Annotated in this window: 2 protein-coding genes; both read right to left on the reverse strand. The window is 63.5% G+C overall.

The genetic code is table 11. From position 1 onward, the window contains the following. Positions 1 to 64: 64 nt before the first annotated feature. Positions 65 to 8,365, reverse strand: a complete 8,301-nt coding sequence (locus CAF90_RS25975; protein ID WP_085608937.1) for a non-ribosomal peptide synthetase — start codon at positions 8,363 to 8,365, stop codon at positions 65 to 67. Continuing rightward, positions 8,362 to 21,360, reverse strand: coding sequence for a non-ribosomal peptide synthetase (locus tag CAF90_RS25980; RefSeq protein WP_085608938.1), 12,999 nt, complete (start codon positions 21,358 to 21,360; stop codon positions 8,362 to 8,364). Before CAF90_RS25980 ends, CAF90_RS25975 begins: the two co-directional genes overlap by 4 nt. Between the last annotated feature and the right edge of the window lie 74 nt (positions 21,361 to 21,434).

Below are 21,434 nucleotides of genomic sequence, written 5' to 3' on the forward strand. Positions count from 1 at the left end.
ATGACCACGATTCCGTTCAGGGTTGAGCCCGGCCAGCGGCCGGGTTCCAGGATAAAGACTTCACTCAGGACAACACTTGATCCGCCGCCACCGTCAGCCCGTCATGCCACCACGCCGCGAGACTGAAGACGTTGGGTGCCTTGAGAATCGTGAAGTGATTCCCGGGGCCGTACCACACAGTCAGATCCCTGGCCTCGCGCTGCCAGCCTTCGAGCATCGCCGCCTGTTCGCGCTGATTGCCCGAGGCGTCCAGCGTCGGGTCGTCCACCAGCGCCAGACGCACCGGCCCGGTGTAGGCCAGAGTCGATCGATAGACCGTGCGCAGCGCGGTGGCGAAGGTGCGCACCGGCCCCTGCATCGCATCGACTGACGCACGTTCGGACAGCACACCCGCGCGCACCATCCCGTCATGCAGCAGGCGCATTTGCGTGGTGTCGTCGGCTTCGGCAAAGGCCAGCGCATCGATGCCCAGAGACTTGCCGCTGGACAGTTGCAGCGACTCGATCAGCCGCAACAACGCCGCCGTCATGGTGTACGGCTTGCCCACCACGCTGTTGCCGCCCGGTGATTCGCTGTCGATCAGGGTCAGGGACGCGACTTCGCGCCCCAAGGCCTGCAACTGCGCCGCCATGGCGTAGGCCACCCAGCCGCCGAACGAATGTCCGATCAGATGCACCGGTCCTTGCGGATACAACTGCTCAAGCGCCCGCAAGTAGAACGTGGCGGCGCTTTCGACCCGGCTGTGCGGCACCGTCGCGCCGTCGAGGCCTCGGGGTTGCAACCCATGAATCGGCCACTCCGGCCCCAGTGCCTCGGTCAGGTGGAGGAACCCGGTGACACTGTCGCCAGCCCCCGGCACACAGAAAATCGGCGCATGCCCGGAGTGACCGGTCTGAATCGTCAGGATCGGCTGATAAGCCGGTGGCACTGGAGCAATTGCCGTTTCCAACGCCTGAGTCAGTGCCTGCCCCAATGCCTGAACGTGGGGTGCTTTCATCATGCTCTGGTGGTCACCTGGTACGTCGATGCAGTTCAGCTCCACACCTGGCAATTCTTCAGCCCAACCGCGGGTGAGGCTGAGTCGCGACATTGGCGCCGAACGCTCCATGGCACGCAGCAGATGCAACGGCAGACGGATCGGGTTGATCCGGTAATGCGCCAACGCATGCCCGTGGGCCACTTCACGGTCGAGGTAATGCCAGGCATCCTCCGGCGAGACAGCCGCGAGCTCGGGTCTGAGCAACTGCTGCTCGTGACAATGGTTGAACAAATCGGCGAACGCCCACTGCTCAAGTTCGGTCTGCAACACGGCCAGACGCGCCAGTGCTTGCTGCCCCTGTGTCTCGTGCCCGGCCCAATGCGCCGTGCAATGCAAAAGCAATTGGCGCTTGTGCACATGTACATCGTTCCACTGCGCCTTGTTCGGATCGGCCAGGCGTGGCACGTAAGTATCGATCAGCCCGACGAACGCCACTGACTCGTCCATCCCGAGCAGTTGCGCCGCGATTTCATAAGCCAGCACGCCACCGAACGACCAGCCGGCAAGCCGATAGGGGCCGTGGGGTTGTCTGGCGCGGATCACCTCGACCAGTCGGGTTGCCAGGCATTCCATGGTACGCAGTTGCGTCATACCGGAATCGATTCCCGGCAAGCCGTAAATCGGGAACTCACCGCCGATGTGCATGCCCAGCGCCGGGAAATACAGGTCACGACCGCTGAACTCATGCACCAGGAACAACGGCGTTCCCTGGTCACTTGCACGCACCACGACCACGCCGTCATGGAGCGGCACAGCGTCACTGCGCTGGCACAGCAGCGTGGCAGTCCCCTCGACAGTGGGATGCTGGAACAGCTCGGCCAACGAAACCGGCATGTCGGCCTTTTGCATCAGATCGACGAGCCGCACCGCCAGCAGCGAATGCCCGCCCAGTTCGAAGAAGTTGTCATGGCGCCCTACCCGCCCGACTTGCAACACTTCAGCCCATAGCCCGGCCAGTGATTCCTCAAGAGGATTGGCCGGCGCTTCATAGTCACGCATGACTAGCGCTTGGTGTGTCGGCGCCGGCAGGGCTTTGCGATCGAACTTGCCGTTGTTGTTCAGCGGCAGGCTCGCCATCGCCACCCAGGCGGTCGGCACCATGTACTCCGGTAACCTTGCTTGCAGCAGCGCGCGCAGAGTAGCGCTCTGCAATTCCGAATCGTGCGCGGTGTAATAGGCCACCAGCCGCGTTGGCGCCTGCTCGTCGCGTCGGGCCAGGACCACCGCTTCCTTGACTCCCGGACAACTCAACAGGCGGTTTTCGATTTCTCCGAGCTCGATCCGGAAGCCGCGAATCTTCACTTGGTCATCGTTGCGGCCGATGCATTCCAGTCGCCCCGGCGCCTGCCAGCGCACCAGGTCACCCGTGCGATACATCAAGGCTTGCGGATTGTCGCTGAACGGATCCCGGAGGAATTTCTCGGCACTCAGTTGAGGCCGATTCAGATAACCCAGCGCAACACCCTGACCACCGATGTACAACTCACCGGTGACGCCGAACGGCACCGGTTGTTGCCGGTTATCCAGCACATACACGCGGGTATTGCCGATGGGGCCGCCAATCGAAACACTGTCCGCATCCGGCGCCACCTCACGCACTTCGAAGGTGGTGGCGTACGTCGTGGTTTCGGTCGGGCCATAACAATGCACCAGGCGCAGGTCCGGCGCTTCGGCGAGCAGCTTTCGAAACGCCGCCGGATCGCCACGCTCCCCACCGCACAGCAGGATGCGCAGCCTTTTTAGCACCTCGGGAATCAATTGCACGTACTGATTGAACAACGCGGTGGTGACAAAGAGGATCGTCGCCCCGCACCGATCAAGCTCCCGACCGAATGCCTGCGGGTCGAGCAAGGTCGCATGATCGATCACGGCCACCTGGCCACCGTTGAGCAGGGCGCCCCAGATATCCATGGTGCTCGCATCGAACGCCGGGTTCGAAGCGAATGCCACCCGGTCACTCGGGTTGAAATCGGCGTAGCCGCAATCGATCACAAGGCGGGTAATTCCGCGATGCGGCACCATGACCCCCTTCGGGGTGCCCGTGGAGCCCGAGGTGTACATGATGTACGCCAGCGCCTCCGAGGACTGAGGTAGATCCGGGTTGTGCGAAGGACTCCCGGCAAGCGCCAGGGTATCCAGATCCATTCGCCGTACCGGGTACTCGATGGCCTGATCGCTGCCGGTCAACAGCGCGACCGCCTGACAATCCTGCACCATGAATGCCTGACGCTCGGCGGGTGCATTGATGTCCAGCGGCACATAGGCCGCCGCACACTTGATGATCGCCAACTGTGCGACCAACAACTCCAGCGAGCGTGGCAACAGGATCGCCACATGATCGCCGGGCTGCACACCCTGGGCGATGAGGTGATGAGCCAGGCCGTTGGCGCGGCGGTTCAATTCTGCGTAACTCAACGCCTGCATTCCGTGCACCGCCGCGACGGCTTGCGAATCTTTGGCAGCCTGCATCTCGAATAAACGGTGCACGGTCAGTATTTGCGGAGTGTTCCGCGCGCTGGCGTTGAATTCGTCGAGCAACTGCGTGCGTTCCTGATCCTCGATTATCTGCGCGTGTTCCAGCACTGCCTGGTCGTTGTTGACCATGGCCTGCAACAAACGCTTGAAGTAACCGACATAACGCCGTGCCGTCGCCTCATCGAAGAGCGCTGTGGCGTACTCCATCCAGCCACTTATCCCGTTGGGCGACTCCCCCAGGGTCAGGGTCAGATCAAACTTGGCGAAGTGACTCGGCTCGGCCACCGCTTCCAGGGTCAGATCCCCCAGCGCCAACACCGGTCCGTCGCTGTTGCGCCAGTTGAACATGGTCTGGAACAGCGGGCTGTGGGCCAGGCTGCGGGCCGGTCGGGCGATTTCCACCACTTGCTCGAAGGGCAGGTCCTGATGATCCTGGGCCTGCAGGGTCAGCGCCTTGACCCGCGCCAGCAACGCTTCGACGCTCAGCTCACCGGAGGTATCAATGCGTAATGCCAGGGTATTGACGAACAACCCGATCAGTCCCTCGATTTCGGCCCGCTGACGGTTGGCCACCGGCGAGCCGACCACGACGTCCGATTGCCCGGCCAAACGACCGAGCAGCATCGCCCACGCGCTCAGCATCGTCATGTACAGCGTCACGCCATGGCGCTGGCTCAAGGCTTTGAGCCCGGCGCTCAAGCGCTCGTCCAGGCACACTTCGACGCTGCTGCCTGCGTAATCCTGTTGCGCCGGCCGCGGTCGGTCGGCAGGCAACGTCAGCAAGGCAGGCGCGTCGGCCAGCGTACGTTGCCAGTATTCGCTCTGGCGCTGCAATACCTCCCCGCTCAGCCAGCGTCGCTGCCAGACGGCATAGTCGGTGTATTGCAATGCCAGCGGCGGCAAAGGGTCCGCCAACCCCTGACTGAAAGCCTGATACAACGCCATCAGCTCGCGGGTCAGCACCTCCATCGACCAACCGTCGGAAATGATGTGATGCAAGGTGATCAGCAGCACATGGTGATCGTCGGCCAGACGGACCAGTCGCCCGCGAATCAACGGATCGTCCTGCAGGTCGAACGGGCCTGAGGCCTCCCCCTGAATCAGTGCCTGCAAGGCTTCGTCGGCCAGCGGGTGCTGGCGCAAGTCTTCGACACGCAGCAGCACACCGCTGTCGGGCGGGGTAATCAGCACCTGGGCTTCGCCATTGCTGGGAGCGAAGCGGCTGCGCAGGCTTTCGTGCCGGGCGACAATCCGGGCCAGCGCCCGCTGCAGCGCATCGGCGTCGAGCACACCGCGCAAACGCAGGCCGATCGGAATGTTGTAAGCCGTGTTGGCACCTTCCATCTGCGCCAGAAACCAGAAGCGCTGCTGGGAAAACGACAGCGGCAATGCGCCTTCCCGTGGCACCGGCAGGATCGGCGGCTGCGTAGAGCGTCCGACCAGGGTCAGCGACTGCGCCACCGACGCCAGTTCGGCATTGGCGAACAACTCGCCGAGCGCAAGCTCTACACCCAGTCGCTGACGCACCTGCGCGACCATGCGCATGGCCAGCAACGAATGGCCGCCCAACTCAAAGAAATGATCCTGACGCCCTATCCGTTCGACCTGCAGAACCTCGGCCCAGATCTGCGCCAGTGTGCACTCCAGTTCGCCTTGTGGCGCCTCGTATTCGTGTGTGAGCAGGGCCGTGCGCTCCGGTAACGGCAAGGCCTTGCGATCGAGCTTGCCATTGGCGGTCAACGGCAAGCTGTCGAGCCTGACGAACGCGACCGGCACCATGTATTCGGGCAACTGGCCCAGCAAATGCTCGCGCAGCTGCGCTACCGCCAGTGGCTGCACCTGGGCCTGCTCGGTGAAATAGGCCACCAGCCGTGGTTGTCCTGGCTCGTCTTCACGAGCCAGGACAACCACTTCCTGAAGGCCGGGAAGCTGATGCAGGCGGCTTTCGATTTCCCCCAATTCGATGCGCATGCCGCGGATTTTCACTTGATCATCGTTGCGCCCCAGATAGTCGATCGTCCCGTCCGGGCGCCAGCGAGCTAGGTCGCCAGTGCGATACATACGCGCATTCGGTCGTTCACTGAAGGGGTCCGGCAGAAAGCGTTCGGCGGTCAGTTGCGCACGGTTCAAGTAACCGCGCGCCACGCCTGCGCCACCGATATACAGCTCGCCGGATACGCCGATCGGCACCGGACGCTGTTGGTCGTCGAGCAGGTACACCGAGGTATTGCTCACCGGTTTGCCGATGTGCAGCGCCTCCCCCGCCTCGATCCGTCCGGACGTGGCGACTACGGTGGCTTCGGTAGGGCCATAGTTGTTGATCACATCGAAATGCTGATTGCGCGAAAACTGACGCAAGCGGTCGCCGCCGATCAGCAGGGTACGCAATGTCGGGTGCTCGAGATGCCGGCTGAAGGCGTATTCGGCGACGGGCGTCGGCAGGAAACTCACGTCCAGCGGTTGCGCGCACCACCAGGCCAGCAGCCCGTCGACGTCTTCGCCGCCGTCCTGCGCAGGCGCCAGGTGCAGGGTCGCGCCGACGGACAGCGATGGCCAGACTTCCCAGGCCATCGCGTCGAAGCCGAACCCGGCCAGACTCGACGTATGGCGGCCGGCACACAGGTCAAACGCGTTGCTGTGCCAGTCGACCAGATTGGCCAGTGTCTGGTGTTCGACCATCACGCCCTTGGGCAAACCGGTGGAGCCGGAGGTGTAGATCACGTAAGCCAGGTTCGCCTCGGACAGACCCGGTACCACGGGGTTTGCGTCATTGCCTGAGCGCCAGGTGCGCGGGTCGAGATCGATCACCGGCAGCTCCTGCGTCGGCAGCCGTGCAAGGAGGTCACGTGAAGTCAGGATCGCCACCGGTGCGCAATCACCCAGCAGATAGTTCAGGCGTTCGGCCGGATGCGCGGGGTCGATCGGCACATACCCGGCGCCTGCCTTGAGGACTGCGAGCAATCCGGCCAGAGTATCCAGTCCTCGCCGGGCGACGACTGCGACCCGGTCATCCGGCAGCACACCCAGATCGATCAAGCGATGCGCCAGACGGTTGGCCTGGCGGTTCAGTTCGTCAAACGTCAGTTGCTTGTCCAGATGCACCGCCGCCAGCGCTTGCGGTCGCGCGACGACCTGCGCCTCGAAGCGTTGATGAATCGTCTGTCCGCGAGGGTATTCGACATCGCTGGCGTTGAACCCCGTCAACAGCTGTTCGCGCTCCGGGGCGGGCAACACCGACAGTTGACTCAGCGGCGTATCCGCCGCGAGCGCCAGCGCCTGCAACAGGTTTTCCATGGCACACACCATATAGCCGCAGATCCGCTGCGCCTCGACCTCACGGGTGGCCAGCAGCGTCAGGCTGAAGTGATCGCCAAAGTCATCGATGCTCAAGGTCAGCGGGTAATTGGTGCGTTCCTCCGCATGCAGGACGCTGATCCCCTCCCAGGCCGAAAGCGCCTCGGCACTGGCATTGGCACTCGAGGTGCTGTGCCGATAATTGAGCAGCGAACTGAACAGCGGCGATGACCCGACCACCCCGCTGCAGCGCTGGGCCAGCGCCAGTGGTGCGTGCTCATGGCGCATCAGGCTCGTCAGACGTGCCTGTGTGGCCTTCACCGACTCGCTCGCTGCCAGCGCGCTGACCTCGACCCGTAGCGGCAAGGTGTTGATGAAAATGCCGAGCGCGCGGTCGGTAGATTCCGCTCCTTGCATCCGCCCCATCAGCACAGTACCGAACACGACAGGAGACTTGCCGGTGAGTGCATTCAGGACCTGCCCCCAGCCAAGATGAAACAGACTCGCGACACTCACGCCGAGCGAACGGGCACTGGCTCGCAGGCGCTGCCCCAGCAGTGGGTCAACTGACACACTGCATTCTTCAATGTCGCTGCCGTCGCCATGCACGCCTTGCAGGCCGAACGGCAACGTCGGTTCGTCGATGTCACCCAGCATCTCGCGGAAAAACGCCTCGTGCTCCGACTCGCTGATGCCAAGCCGCGCCTGGGCGACATAATTGCGAAACGGTACGGGCGCTCCCAGTCTGGCGCTCTGCCCTGACAGGCAAGCCTGCATTTCTTCGCTGACCACCGCCAGCGCCGAGTGATCCATCGCCATGTGATGAAACAGCAACATCGCGACGATACGCCCGGTCTTTGCATCCCGGGCATGGGCCAGTTGCAATAGCGGCGCACGTGTCACGTCGAGACGAAAATGCCGGGCGTCGAATCGCGCATGCAACTGCTCCAGAACATCGCCTTGAGCCGGATCGAGCTGCACTTCTTCCACAGGTAACCCGACACGTCGCAGGACCACTTGCACCGGCGTATCCAGTCCTTCCCAGACGATGGCGGTGCGCAGAATGTCGTGGCGTTCGATGACGGTCTGCAGGGCCTCGACGAATGCCTCGAACCGCTCAGGTCCGCTGAACGCGAATTTCGCCTGCATCACATACGGATCACCCTGTGCAGCGCTCGCGTGGTGGTAGAGGATGCCTTCCTGCAACGGCGTCAGCGGATAGATGTCCTGGACATTGGCGCCGCCGCCAGGGATGTGCGCGACAATTTGATCGAGGGTGTCCTGGCTCAGGTCAACCATTGTCAGCATCGCCGGGGTAACCCGTGTTGTGCCCGGTGAAATGCCATTGACCGGCACTGCAATCTGCCCTTCCCGTGCGGGCGAGTAACCGCCCGCCTCGATCAGCTCGATCAATGCCGGTTTGTGCTCGCGCAATGCGGCCAGCAAGGCCTGTTCACTCAGGGCCTGCTTGTTGCCATTGACCCGTAATTGTCCGTCCGTGATTGCCAACTGGATGTCTTTTGTCTTCAGCGTCGCCAACAGTTCATTCAGGTTCACAGGACGATCTCCATTCTTTCCGTGATAGCCGCGTAACCAGCCAGAGTCGGTTGCTCGAACAACGTCCGGACATCGGCTTCGATACCTTCCTGTTGCAGGCGCCCGATCAGACTGACCGCCAGCAACGAATGCCCACCCAGCTCAAAGAAATGGTCTTGTCGCCCGACGCGCTCGACTTTGAGCAATTCACACCACAGTCGCGCGAGGAGGATTTCCATCTCGCCGACCGGCGCTTCGTATTCGCGAATGCTGACTGCAGCCGAATCCGGTGCGGGCAGCGCCTTGCGATCGACCTTGCCATTAGGGCTCAGCGGCAGGCTGTCGAGCGCGACGAATGCCGACGGCACCATGTAATCGGGCAAGCGTGCGAGCAAGTGTTCGCGCAACGCCTCGATCCCCGGCTGGCCGGCCTCGGCGTGCCAGGTGAAGTACGCCACCAGACGCTCATCACGCACCAGCACCACGGCTTCGCGCAGCGCCGGATGACTCAACAATTGCGCTTCGATTTCACCCGGTTCCAGGCGCAGGCCACGCAGCTTGACCTGGAAGTCGTTGCGCCCGATGAATTCGAGCTGGCCATCGGCGCGGTAGCGCACCCGGTCGCCCGTGGCGTACAGCCGATCGCCAGCCACGAACGGGCTCGGGATAAACCGTTCAGCCATCAACTGCGGCAACCCCAGATAACCCCGCGCAACCCCGGCACCACCAATGAACAATTGACCGATGACGCCCATCGGCACCGGCCGTTCGGCGGCGTCGAGTACGTACAGACGAGTGTTGTTGATCGGCCGCCCGATCGGCAACGCGCTGTCCGGCACCGGCATCGACGGCTCCAGCGTCCACACCGTGCTGTCGACCGTGGCTTCAGTCGGGCCGTAAACGTTGTGCAAGCGCACTTGCGGCAAACGCTCGCGCACAAGGCGGGCCAGCGCCGGCGTCAGGTCGCCACCGCCACAGAACACGTCGGTGAGACTGCTGCACTGGCTGACATCGTCCTGCTCGAGGAACTGTTGCAACAGCACCGGCACAAACTGGATCACGCTGATCCGTTGTTCGCGAATCACCTGCACCAGATACGCCGGCTCGCGGTGTCCGTCGGGACGCGCCAGCACCAGACGCAGCCCGGCGCTCAACGGCCAGAACAGCTCCCAGACCGAGGCATCGAAACTGAACGGGGTTTTCTGCAACAGCGCGCCATCCGTCACGGCGGGACATAGCTGCGAACTCCAGTGCAACAGGTTGCCCACACCACGGTGCTCGACCATCACGCCTTTCGGCGCACCGGTCGAACCGGAGGTGTAGATCACGTAGGCCAGGTTCGAAGCGCTCAGGTTCGGTACTTGCGGGTTGTCGTCCGGATTGAATGTCCAGTGAGTCTGATCCAGATCGATCACCAGCGCAGTGCTCTCGCCCAGCAACGCACGCGTCGCCCCGTGCACCAGCACCGCTATCGGCGCGCTGTCCTTGAGCATGTAATCCAGACGTTCTGCCGGGTACGCCGGATCCAGCGGCACATAGGCACCGCCCGCCTTGAGAATGCCGAGCAGACCGACCATCAGCTCCAGCCCGCGCTCGACACAGATCGCCACCCGAGAATCCGGCCCCACGCCCAGCTCGCGCAGGTGATGGGCCAGACGGTTGGCCTGTGCGTTGAGTTCGGCGTAAGTCAGCCGCTGCTCACCAGCCTGCAAAGCAACGGCTTGCGGCGTGCGTTGTACTTGCGCTTCGAACAGCCCGTGAACGGTTTGCTGCAGATTGTCTGCGGTGCCGGTGACGTTGAGGTCGTACAGAACCTGCTGACGTTCAGCGCCGTCAAGGATCGGCAAGCGGTTCAGCGGCTGATCCGGTGCCTGCTCCAGAGCCTCCGCCAGTGTCTCCAGCGCGGTCTGCATGTAGTCGCAGATCCGCTGCGAACCGATGCTCGCCGGGGTCATGGCGGTGAGCACAAAACCGCTGCCCAGATCATCGACGCCCAGACTCAGCGGATAGTTGGTGCGTTCTTCGCTGCTCAGAGTCTCGATGCCTTGCCAGGCCTGACGCAGGTTTTGCTGTTGAGCTTCATCAGCGCTGTGCCGGTAGTTGAGCATCGAACTGAACAGCGGCGACGGCGCGGCCACACCGCTGCAACGCTGGGCCAGCGCCAGTGAAGCGTGTTCATGGCCGAGCAGCGCACTGAGCCGCGCATGCGTCGCCCGAGCCCCTTCGCGCACTGGCGTATCTCCGAGATCGACCCGCAGCGGCAAGGTGTTGATGAACATCCCCAGCGCCCGGTCGGCCCCCTCGCCACCCTGCATCCGGCCCATCAGCACCGTGCCGAATACCACCCGCTCCTGCCCGGACGTCGCGGCCAGCACCTGTGCCCACGCAAGGTGGAACAGGCTGGCCACGCTGATGCCCAGTTGCCGGGTCAGGCTGCGTAGACGCTGGCCGGTTGCATCGGTCAGGGCCTGCTGCGTTTCCTCGATGTCGCTACCGTCACCTTGTACATCCTGCAATCCGAACGGCAGGGTCGGCTCGTCGATGTCGCCGAGCATGTCGCGGAAGAACGCTTCGTGCTCCTGCTCGCTGACACCCAGCCGCGCCTGCGCCACGTAGTTGCGGTAAGGCACCGCCGCGCCCAGCGAGGCTTCGCGCCCTTGCAGGCAGGCGAGCATTTCGTGCTGCACCACGTCCAGCGCGGTGTGATCCATCACCACATGGTGGAACAGCAGCATCGCGACCACCCGGTCGTGGGCCGGATCACGGGCATACACCAGACGCAGCAACGGTGCCTGGCTGATGTCGAGGCGGTAGTGACGGGCATCGAAACGCCCGTGCAATTGCTCGAGGATGTCGCCATCCGCCGGATCAAGCACGATCTCCTGCACAGGCAGATCTGCGTGACGCCAGACCACTTGCATTGGCTCGGCCAATTTCTGCCAGATCACCGCTGTACGCAGGATGTCGTGACGGGCAATGACCTGACGCAGCGCCGTCGCGAACGCTTCCACACGCTCGATGCTGTCGAAGGCCAGCCGCGATTGCAGCAGATACGGGTCGCCCTGCTCTGCGCTCAAGTGGTGATAGAGGATGCCCTCCTGCAACGGCGCCAGCGGGTAAATGTCCTGCACGTTGGCGGCGCCGCCGGGCACGCTGGCGACGATGCGGTCGATGCTCGACTGATCCAGCTCGGTCAGGCTCAGCAACTCCGGAGTGATGCGGGTGCAGTCGGCAGGAATGCGATTGGCCGGCACTTCGATTTCGCGACCGCTGCCCACCGCCGCGGCCAGGGCTGCCAGAGTTGGCTGGCTGAACAGCACGCGCACGTCGGTGCTCAGGCCGATCTGGCGAAGGCGTTCGATCAGGGTGACGGCCAGCAGCGAATGGCCACCCAGTTCGAAGAAGTTGTCGTGGCGACCGACTTTTTCCAGCTTCAGGACATCGGCCCAGATCTGCGCCAACGCAGTTTCCACCGGGCCTTGCGGGGCTTCGTATTCGCGGCTGAGCCAGGCGTTCTGATCCGGTTCCGGCAAGGCCTTGCGGTCGAGTTTGCCGTTGGCGGTCAGCGGCAAGGCGTCGAGGCGCACGTAAGCCGCCGGGATCAGCGCTTGCGGCAATCGGGTTTGCAGATGATTGCGCAGGGTTTCGATATCGGTCGGCGCACGCTCGGTGAACCACACCAGCAACTGCCCGTCGCGCACCAGCGCCACTGCGTCCTGCACTGCCGGATGGCTGGCCAGCGCCGCTTCGATTTCCCCCAGTTCAACTCGCACGCCGCGCAGTTTCACCTGATCGTCGTTGCGGCCCAGGTACTCGATGTTGCCGTCCGCCAGCCAGCGTGCGAGGTCGCCGGTGCGGTACATGCGTCCTTCGTTGAACGGATCATTCAGGAAGCGTTCAGCGGTCAGATCGGGACGGTTCAGGTAACCCCGCGCCACGCCGGCGCCGGCGACGTACAACTCCCCCGTCACACCCACTGGCACCGGACGTTGCTGGTCATCGAGCAGATAGATTCGGGCGTTGGCCATCGGCCGGCCGATGTGCAGCGGTTGGCCGACTTCGACCGGCCCGGACGTGGCGACCACCGTAGCCTCGGTCGGACCGTAGTTGTTGATCACCGAGAAGGTCTGCTCGCGATTGAACTGACGCAGCTTGTCGCCGCCGATCAGCAAGGTGCGCAGGGTCGGATGTTGCAGTTCGCGGCTGAACGCATATTCGGCCACCGGAGTCGGCAAAAAGCTCACTTGCAACGGCTGCGCCCGCCACCAGTCGAGCAGTTCGTCCAGGTGCTCGTTGCTCACCGATTCCGGCGGCAGGTGCAACGTCGCGCCGACGCACAGCGCCGGCCAGACTTCCCACGCCATCGCATCGAAACCGAACCCGGCCACGCTGGCGGTGTGGCTGCCGGCGTGCAGGTCAAAGGCTTCGGCGTGCCAGTGCACGAGATTTTCCAGGGTCGCGTGTTCGACCATCACGCCCTTCGGCTGGCCGGTGGAGCCCGAGGTGTAGATCACATAGGCCAGGTTGTCCGGCGTAAAATCGGCGACCTGCGGATCAGCAACCGACAGGCCTGACCAGGTTTCATGGGCGAGATCGATCACCGGCACGCCCGACTGATTCGGCAAATCGACGTTGCGAACCAGTACCACCCTCGGCGCACTGTCGGCCAGCATGTAAGCGATTCGCTCGGGTGGATAAGCCGGGTCGACCGGTACATAGGCGGCGCCGGCCTTGAGGATCGCCAGCAAACCGACCAGCATTTCCGGGCTGCGTTTGAGACAGATCGCCACTCGCGTATCGGTGGTAACACCCATCCCCTGCAGATGATGGGCCAGGCGATTGGCGCGCTGGTTCAATTGCCAGAAAGTCAGGCGCTGCGTGCCCGCCTGAACCGCCACGGCATCCGGCGTGCGCGCAACCTGCGCTTCGAACAGATGATGAGCACCTTGCGCTGACGGGTAAACGGCGGAGCTCGCATTGAAGTCGCCAAGCAGCTGCTCGCGCGCCGCCGCGGACAGGACGTTGAGACGTTCAAAGGCCTGTCCGGGGTTGTCAGCCAACGCTGTCGCCAGCTCCGTCAGAGCGGTGTGCATCAGCTCGCAGACCCGCTGCGCCCCCACATGATCCGGGGTCAGCACCGACAGATTGAAGCCATCACCCCGGTCGTTGATGCTCAGGGTCAGCGGATAATTCGTGCGCCCGTCCTGGGCCAGGAATTCGATGCCTTGCCAGACCGGATCAACAGGCTCTCGCGCAGCGTCGTGGCCGCCATGCCGATAGTTGAGTACCGCGCTGAACAGCGGCAAAGGGGCGGCCACGGCGCTGCAACGCTGAGCCAGTGCCAGCGACGCATGCTCATGTCCCAGTAAAGCCGCCAACCGCTCATGAACCGTTCGAACCGCTTCGCTCACACTTTGCCCGGCAACCTCCACGCGCAGCGGCAAGGTGTTGATGAACATCCCCAATGCCCGATCCGCGCCCTCACCGCCTTGCATGCGGCCCAGCAGCACCGTGCCGAACACGACGTCCCGGCGTCCGGAGGTCGCCGCCAGCACCCGTGCCCAGGCGAGATGAAACAGGCTCGCGACGCTGACCCCGTATTGCCGTGCCTGGCTGCGCAGGTGCCGATTCAATTCCACCGGCAGCGCCAGCGAATGCTCCTCGATGTTGCGGCCGTCGCCCTGTACGTCCTGCAATCCGAATGGCAGGGTCGGCTCGTCAATATCACCGAGCATCTCGCGAAAGAAGCTTTCGTGTTCTTCCTCGCTGATGCCTTGGCGAGCCTGATGGACGTAGTTGCGGTAGGGCGCGGCAGGCGGCAAAGACTCAACCTGCCCCGGCAGATACAACTGCATTTCCCGGCGAACCACCTCCAGCGCGGTGTGATCCAGCACGACGTGATGAAACAACAGCACGCCTGCCACCCGGTCATGCAGCGGATCTTCGGCATACACCAAACGGATCAGCGGTGCCTGACCGAGGTCGAGGCGATAATCCCGGGCATCGAAGCGTGCGCGCAACTGATCGAGGATATCGCCATCCAGCGGACTCAAATCGACCGATTGCACCGCCAGCGCGGCTTCTCGCCATACCACTTGCTGCGGGTTCGGCAATCCTTCCCAAACCAGACTGGTGCGCAGGATGTCGTGGCGCGCAATCACCTTTTGCAAGGCGTTGGCAAAAGCGCGCAGGCGCTCGACGCTGGCAAAGGCCAGACATGATTGCAGCAGATACGGATCGCCCTGCTCCGCGCTCAAGTGGTGATAGAGGATGCCTTCCTGCAACGGCGCCAGCGGGTAAATGTCCTGCAAGTTGGCGGCGCCGCCGGGCACCGTGGCAACGATCCGGTCGATGCTCGGCTGATCCAGTTCGGTCAGGCTCAGCAACTCCGGAGTGATGCGGGTGCAGTCGGCAGGAATGCGATTGGCCGGCACTTCGATTTCGCGACCGCTGCCCACCGCCGCGGCCAATGCAGCCAGCGTTGGCTGGCTGAACAGCACGCGCACGTCGGTGCTCAGGCCGATCTGGCGAAGGCGTTCGATCAGGGTGACGGCCAGCAGCGAGTGGCCGCCCAGTTCGAAGAAGTTGTCGTGGCGACCGACTTTTTCCAGCTTCAGGACATCGGCCCAGATCTGCGCCAACGCAGTTTCCACCGGGCCTTGCGGGGCTTCGTATTCGCGGCTGAGCCAGGCGTTCTGATCCGGTTCCGGCAAGGCCTTGCGGTCGAGTTTGCCGTTGGCGGTCAGCGGCAAGGCGTCGAGGCGCACGTAAGCCGCCGGGATCAGCGCTTGCGGCAATCGGGTTTGCAGATGATTGCGCAGGGTTTCGATATCGGTCGGCGCACGCTCGGTGAACCACACCAGCAACTGCCCGTCGCGCACCAGCGCCACTGCGTCCTGCACTGCCGGATGGCTGGCCAGCGCCGCTTCGATTTCCCCCAGTTCAACTCGCACGCCGCGCAGTTTCACCTGATCGTCGTTGCGGCCCAGGTACTCGATGTTGCCGTCCGCCAGCCAGCGTGCGAGGTCGCCGGTGCGGTACATGCGTCCTTCGTTGAACGGATCATTCAGGAAGCGTTCAGCGGTCAGATCGGGACGGTTCAGGTAACCCCGCGCCACGCCGGCGCCGGCGACGTACAACTCCCCCGTCACACCCACTGGCACGGGGCGTTGCTGCTCATCCAGCAAATAGACCTTGGCGTTGGCAATCGGCCGGCCGATGTGCAGCGGCTGGCCGACTTCGACCCGGCCGGAGGTGGCGACCACCGTGGCTTCAGTCGGGCCATAGTTGTTGATCACCGCGAAACTCTGTTCGCGATTGAACTGACGCAGCTTGTCACCACCGATCAGCAAAGTGCGCAAGGTCGGATGTTGCAGTTCACGGCTGAACGCATATTCGGCCACCGGGGTTGGCAGGAAACTGACCTGCAACGGCTGCGCACGCCACCAGTCGAGCAGTTCGTCCAGATGCTCGTTGCTCACCGATCCCGGCGGCAGGTGCAGGGTCGCGCCGACGCACAGCGCCGGCCAGACTTCCCAGGCCATCGCATCGAAACCGAACCCGGCCACGCTGGCGGTGTGGCTGCCGGCGTGCAGGTCAAAGGCTTCGGTGTGCCAGTGGACAAGGTTTTCCAGGGTCGCGTGTTCGACCATCACGCCCTTCGGCTGGCCGGTGGAGCCGGAGGTGTAGATCACGTAGGCCAGATGTGCCGGGGTCAGTTCCGGCAACTGTGGATTGCTGTCCGGCAGGTGCTGCCAGGCGTCGCTGTCAAGATTGATCACCGGCACGGCGCCCAGCAGGTCGCGGGTGACTGTCTGTGCCAGTACCGCCACCGGGTCGCTGTCCTGCAACAGATAAGTGATCCGTTCTGCCGGATGTGCCGGATCGACCGGAACATAACCGGCGCCAGCCTTGAGAATCGCCAGCAGCCCGACCAGCATCTGCGGACCACGCTGCACGCAGAGCGCGACGCGATCGTCCGGTTGCACACCGAGGCCGATCAGGTGATGGGCCAGGCGGTTGGCGCGGCGGTTCAACCCGTCGTAGCTCAGACTTTGCCCGCCCTGCACCACTGCTACAGCGTCGGGTTGGGTCGCTGCTCGCGCTTCAAACAATTGGTGCACCACATGGCCGTGGGCAAAGTCGCGACCGGTAACATTGAAACCGACCAGCACGCGCTGGCGTTCGGCCGCCGACAGAATCGACACCTGATTCAATGGCGCATTGCGGTCTTGTTCCAGCGCGCTCAGTAAATTGTGCAATGCCGCTTGCAGGTAGTCGCAGACCCGCATGCCATCCACTTCGGGCACTGCCTGCACAGAAAGCCGGAAGCCCTGTCCAAGGTCGTCGACGCTGACCACCAGCGGATAGTTGCTGCGCTCACGAGAATCGAGAATCCGGATGCCTTCCCATCCCGGCGTAGCCGTCTGTTGCGCACTGTGGCGATAGTTGAGCAAGGTATTGAACAGCGGATCCGAACCCGTCACGCCACTGCAACGTTGAGCCAGTATCAGCGGCGCCTGCTCATGCACCAGCAGTTGCGCCAGACGCTCGTGGGTAGACCTGACACCCGCCTCCACCGTCGTTGCCCCGACATGGACCCGCAGCGGCAGTGTGTTGATGAACATACCCAACGAACGGTCGGCGCCCTCTCCACCCTGCATGCGCCCCAGCAGCACCGTACCGAATACCACCTCCTCGCGCCCGCAGACCTGCGCAAGTACCTGACCCCAGGCCTGATGCACCAGACTCGCAACACTGATGCCCAGCGTGCGGGCCTGTTTGCGCAGGCGCCCGGCAAGACCCTCATCCAGTGCCAGTTCGCTGTCCACGATGTTTGTGCCATCGCCGAGTACGTCTCGCAGGCCGAACGCCAGGGTCGGTTCGACGATGTCGCCGAGCATCTCGCGAAAGAACGCTTCATGTGCCTGGGCATTCGAACCGAGACGGGCCTGAGCGACATAGTTGCGGTATTGCACGGGGGGCGGCAGCGCGCCGACTTGCCCGTCAAGTGCGTCGCTCATCTCGGCCACCAACACCTCGAGCGCGGTGTGATCGAGCACGATGTGGTGCAACAGCAGGATTCCGACCCAGCGGTTTTGCAACGGGTCTTCGGTGTAGGCGAAGCGCATCAACGGCGCACGCTGCAAGTCCAGGCGATAGTGTCGCGGATCGAAGCGCGCCTGCATTTGCTGCAACACATCACCGTCCTGCGGATCGGCATCCACCCGCTCCAGTGCCAGCGGCGCCGAACGCCAAACAACTTGCACTGGCTCGTCAAGGTTTTCCCTTACCACGCTGGTACGCAGGACGTCGTGCCGGGCGATGACACTGTTCAACGCGCGAACGAACGCCTTGATCTGCGCCAGTCCGTCGAAGGCGAATTGCGCTTGCAGCACGTACGGGTCACCGTCGGCGATGGCCAGATGGTGATAGAGGATTCCCGCCTGCAACGGTGCCAGGGCGTAGATGTCCTGCACGTTGTCGATACCGCCCTCGACGGTCTCGACGATACGGTCGATGGCCGCTTGATCCAGCGTGGCCAGCGGCAGCATGTCCGGGGTGATGCGGGTGCAACCGGGTTCGATGCGGTTGGCCGGCACGCTGATCGTGGCGTCCCCTCCCAGCGTCGCGGCGAGTGCCGCCACGCTTGGCTGGCCGAACAGCACACGGACGTCGCACTGCATGTTTTGCTGACGCATGCGCTCGATCAGCTTCACCGCCAGCAACGAATGCCCGCCCAGCTCGAAGAAATTGTCATGCCTGCCCACCCGGTCCAGTCCGAGCAAGGTCTGCCAGATCACAGCGATGCGGGTTTCGATTTCGCCGAGCGGTGCTTCAAATGCCCGCCGGGCGAAGGCTTCGTTGTCCGGCTGCGGCAACGCCCGGCGATCGAGTTTGCCGTTGGCCGTCAGCGGGAAGGCATCGAGGCGCACGAACGCGCCCGGCACCATATGCTCGGCCAGCGATGCCAGCAGGTGATCGCGCAATTGCGCAACGCTCGGTTCGACACCTTCGGCGGCCAGCCAGTAGACCACCAGACGCGTGTCGCCGGGGCTGTCCTCGCGGGCGATCACCAGCGCATCGCGCACGCCGTCGCAGGCTGCAAGACGTGCCTGAATCTCGCCAAGTTCGATACGGAAACCGCGGATTTTCACCTGATCGTCGTTGCGTCCCAGGTATTCGAGTTCGCCCTCCACCGTCCACCGAGCCAGATCGCCGGTCTTGTACAAACGCGCTTCGGCATGCTCGCTGAACGGATCGGCGATAAAGCGCTCGGCGGTCAACGCCTCACGATTCAGATAACCACGGGCAACCCCGGCGCCACCCACATACAACTCACCGGTCACCCCGGCTGGCACTGGCTCCCGCCGAGCATCGAGGACGTATAGGTGCAGGTCGGGAATGCGCACGCCGATCGGGCTGCTGGCGGTCAATTGCGCGTCTGCCGCCACCAACGGTCGATAGGTCACATGCACCGTGGTTTCGGTGATGCCGTACATGTTCACCAGCCGGGTGCCGGCGTTGCCGACCCGCGCATACCAGGGTTTGAGCGATCCTGGCTCCAGCGCTTCACCGCCAAAAATCACTTCGCGCAGCGAATGTTGCAACGGGCTGCGGCCCTGGGCGGCGATCAACTGACGGAAAGCGCTCGGCGTCTGGTTGAGTACGGTGACCCCCGTGCGGCAGAGCAACGCATAACACTCGTCCGGCGAGCGGCTGATGTGTTGCGGCACCACCAGCAACTGACCGCCGTAAGCCAGCGCGCCCCAGATTTCCCAGACCGAGAAATCAAAGGCAAACGAGTGAAACAACGCCCAGACGTCTTGCGCATTGAACCGGAACCAATCGTGGGTCGCGCCAAACAGGCGTGCCACGTTGCGGTGCTCGACCATCACCCCTTTGGGCAGCCCGGTGGAGCCAGAGGTGTAGATCACGTAGGCCAGATGCGCCGGATTCAAGTCCGGGATCTGCGGGTTGAATTCAGGTTCGGTCTGCAAACCGTCGTTATCGAGGTCGATCTGCGGCACGGATAGCCCGGCAATCCGATCCAGAGTCGCTGCCTGCATCAGCACCGCCACCGGCGCACTGTCTTGCAGGGTGAAGGTGATCCGCTCCAGCGGATAAGCCGGATCGATCGGCACATAACCGGCGCCCGCCTTGAGCACACCGAGCAGGCCGACGATCATTTGCGGGCCGCGCTCAACGCAGATCGCTACCCGGTCATCCGGACGAATGCCGAGGGCGAGCAAACGATGGGCCACCTGGTTGGCCTGTCGGTTGAGTGCCTCATAACTGTAAGTCCTGCCCTCGAACAGCAACGCGACTGCCTCGGGCCGGGTGTGCGCATGCGCTTCGAATTGCTGATGGATCAACGGCGTGTCGAGAAAACTCGCCCTCGGTGTATTGACGCCATACAACCAGTGCTCACGCTCGGCGGGCGGCAGGATGTTGAGGCTGTGCAATGCGGCTTGCGGGTTGTTCTGCAGCGCATCGACAAGACTGTCCAGTGCCGTGCGCAGGTATCCGGCGATTCGGGAGGCGCCAAGCGTCGCGTCGGCCAGCACCGTGATGCGCAGGTCCTGACCGAGGTCATCGATGTTGACCGTCAACGGGTAATTGGTGCGCTCGCGGGCGCCCAACACGTGCACCCCCGGAGACAGCTCGATCACCTCGGCAACTTCCTCCACGCTGCTGTGGCGGTAGTTGAGCATGGCGCTGAACAGCGGCGTCGGCACCGCCACGGCGCTGCAACGCTGGGCCAGTGCCAGGGACGCCTGCTCATGGGCGAGCAGCGCGGTCAGACGCCGGTGCGTCGCCAGCACGCCGTCATGAACGCTCGACCCGCCGACATCCACCCGCAAAGGCAGCGTATTGATGAACATCCCCAATGCTTGCTCGACACCGTCAGCCGCGTTCATCCGTCCCAGCAGAACGGTGCCGAACACCACCGCCGAGCGCCCGCACAACTGCCCCAGCACGCGTGCCATGGCCAGGTGCATCAGGCTCGCCACGCTCACGCCTGATTGTCGCGCCTGGGTACGCAGGCGCTGGCTCAGATCGCTGTCGAGCATGCACGAGACTTCCTCGATGCCCTGACCGCCACCTTGTACATCGTGCAAGCCACCGGGCAGCGTCGGCTCGTCGATGTCGCCGAGCATCTCGCGGAAAAATGCCTGGTGCGCTTGCTCATCCGAGCCCAGACGTGCCCTCGCCAGGTGGTCGCGAAACGGCACCGCCCTCGCTACTTCGGCATCGCGGCCTGACAGGTAGGCCTGAATTTCCCGGCGTACCACATCGAGCGCGACGTGATCCATGATCATGTGATGGAACAGCAACAATGCGACCACCCGGTCGTTGGCCGGATCCTCGGCGAACACCAACCGCAACAACGGGGCCTGTTGCAGGTCGAGGCGAAAGTACTGCGGGTCGTGGCGTGCCAGCAATTGCGCGAGTACGTCCTCGCGGTCATTCAAATCGACTTCCTCACAGACCAGCGGGGCTTCACGCCAGACCACCTGCACGGGATCGTCCAGATGCTCCCAGAGGATGGCGGTGCGCAAAATGTCATGGCGCCCGATCACCCGACGCAGCGCGTCGGTGAATGTATCCAGCCGTCCGCGACTGTCGAACGTGAACCGCGCCTGCGACACGTAGGGATCCCCCTCCGGCGCGGAGAGATGGTGATAAAGCAGCCCCTCCTGCAACGGCGCCAGCGGATAAATGTCCTGCACGTTCGCCACGCCGCCCGGCACGGTGGCGACGATGCGGTCGATGGCCGGCTGATCCAGTTGCACCAGCGGCAGCATGTCCGGAGTGATGCGCAGCGCCGGGCTCGACCAGTCGCCGCCGTGGCTCGCCACCAGCTCCAGCAATTGCGCCTTGTGCTTGGCGAGGCTGTCCCACAACGCGTCGTCCAGCGCGTCGTCGTTGCCCAGAATGACCAGGTCTTCATCGTCCTGTTGAAGGCGGATCGCATGGGTGGAAATAACAGCCATCAGCTCGCGAAATTGCATGGGGGTAACCTGCTGTAAATTCGGGAAAAAGGAGCGCGCAGCGGCGAGTCCGTGCGGCCGCGCGCAGCCTGGAA

The organism is Pseudomonas sp. B37(2017) (genome assembly GCF_002112885.1).
Lineage (GTDB): Bacteria > Pseudomonadota > Gammaproteobacteria > Pseudomonadales > Pseudomonadaceae > Aquipseudomonas > Aquipseudomonas paraglycinae.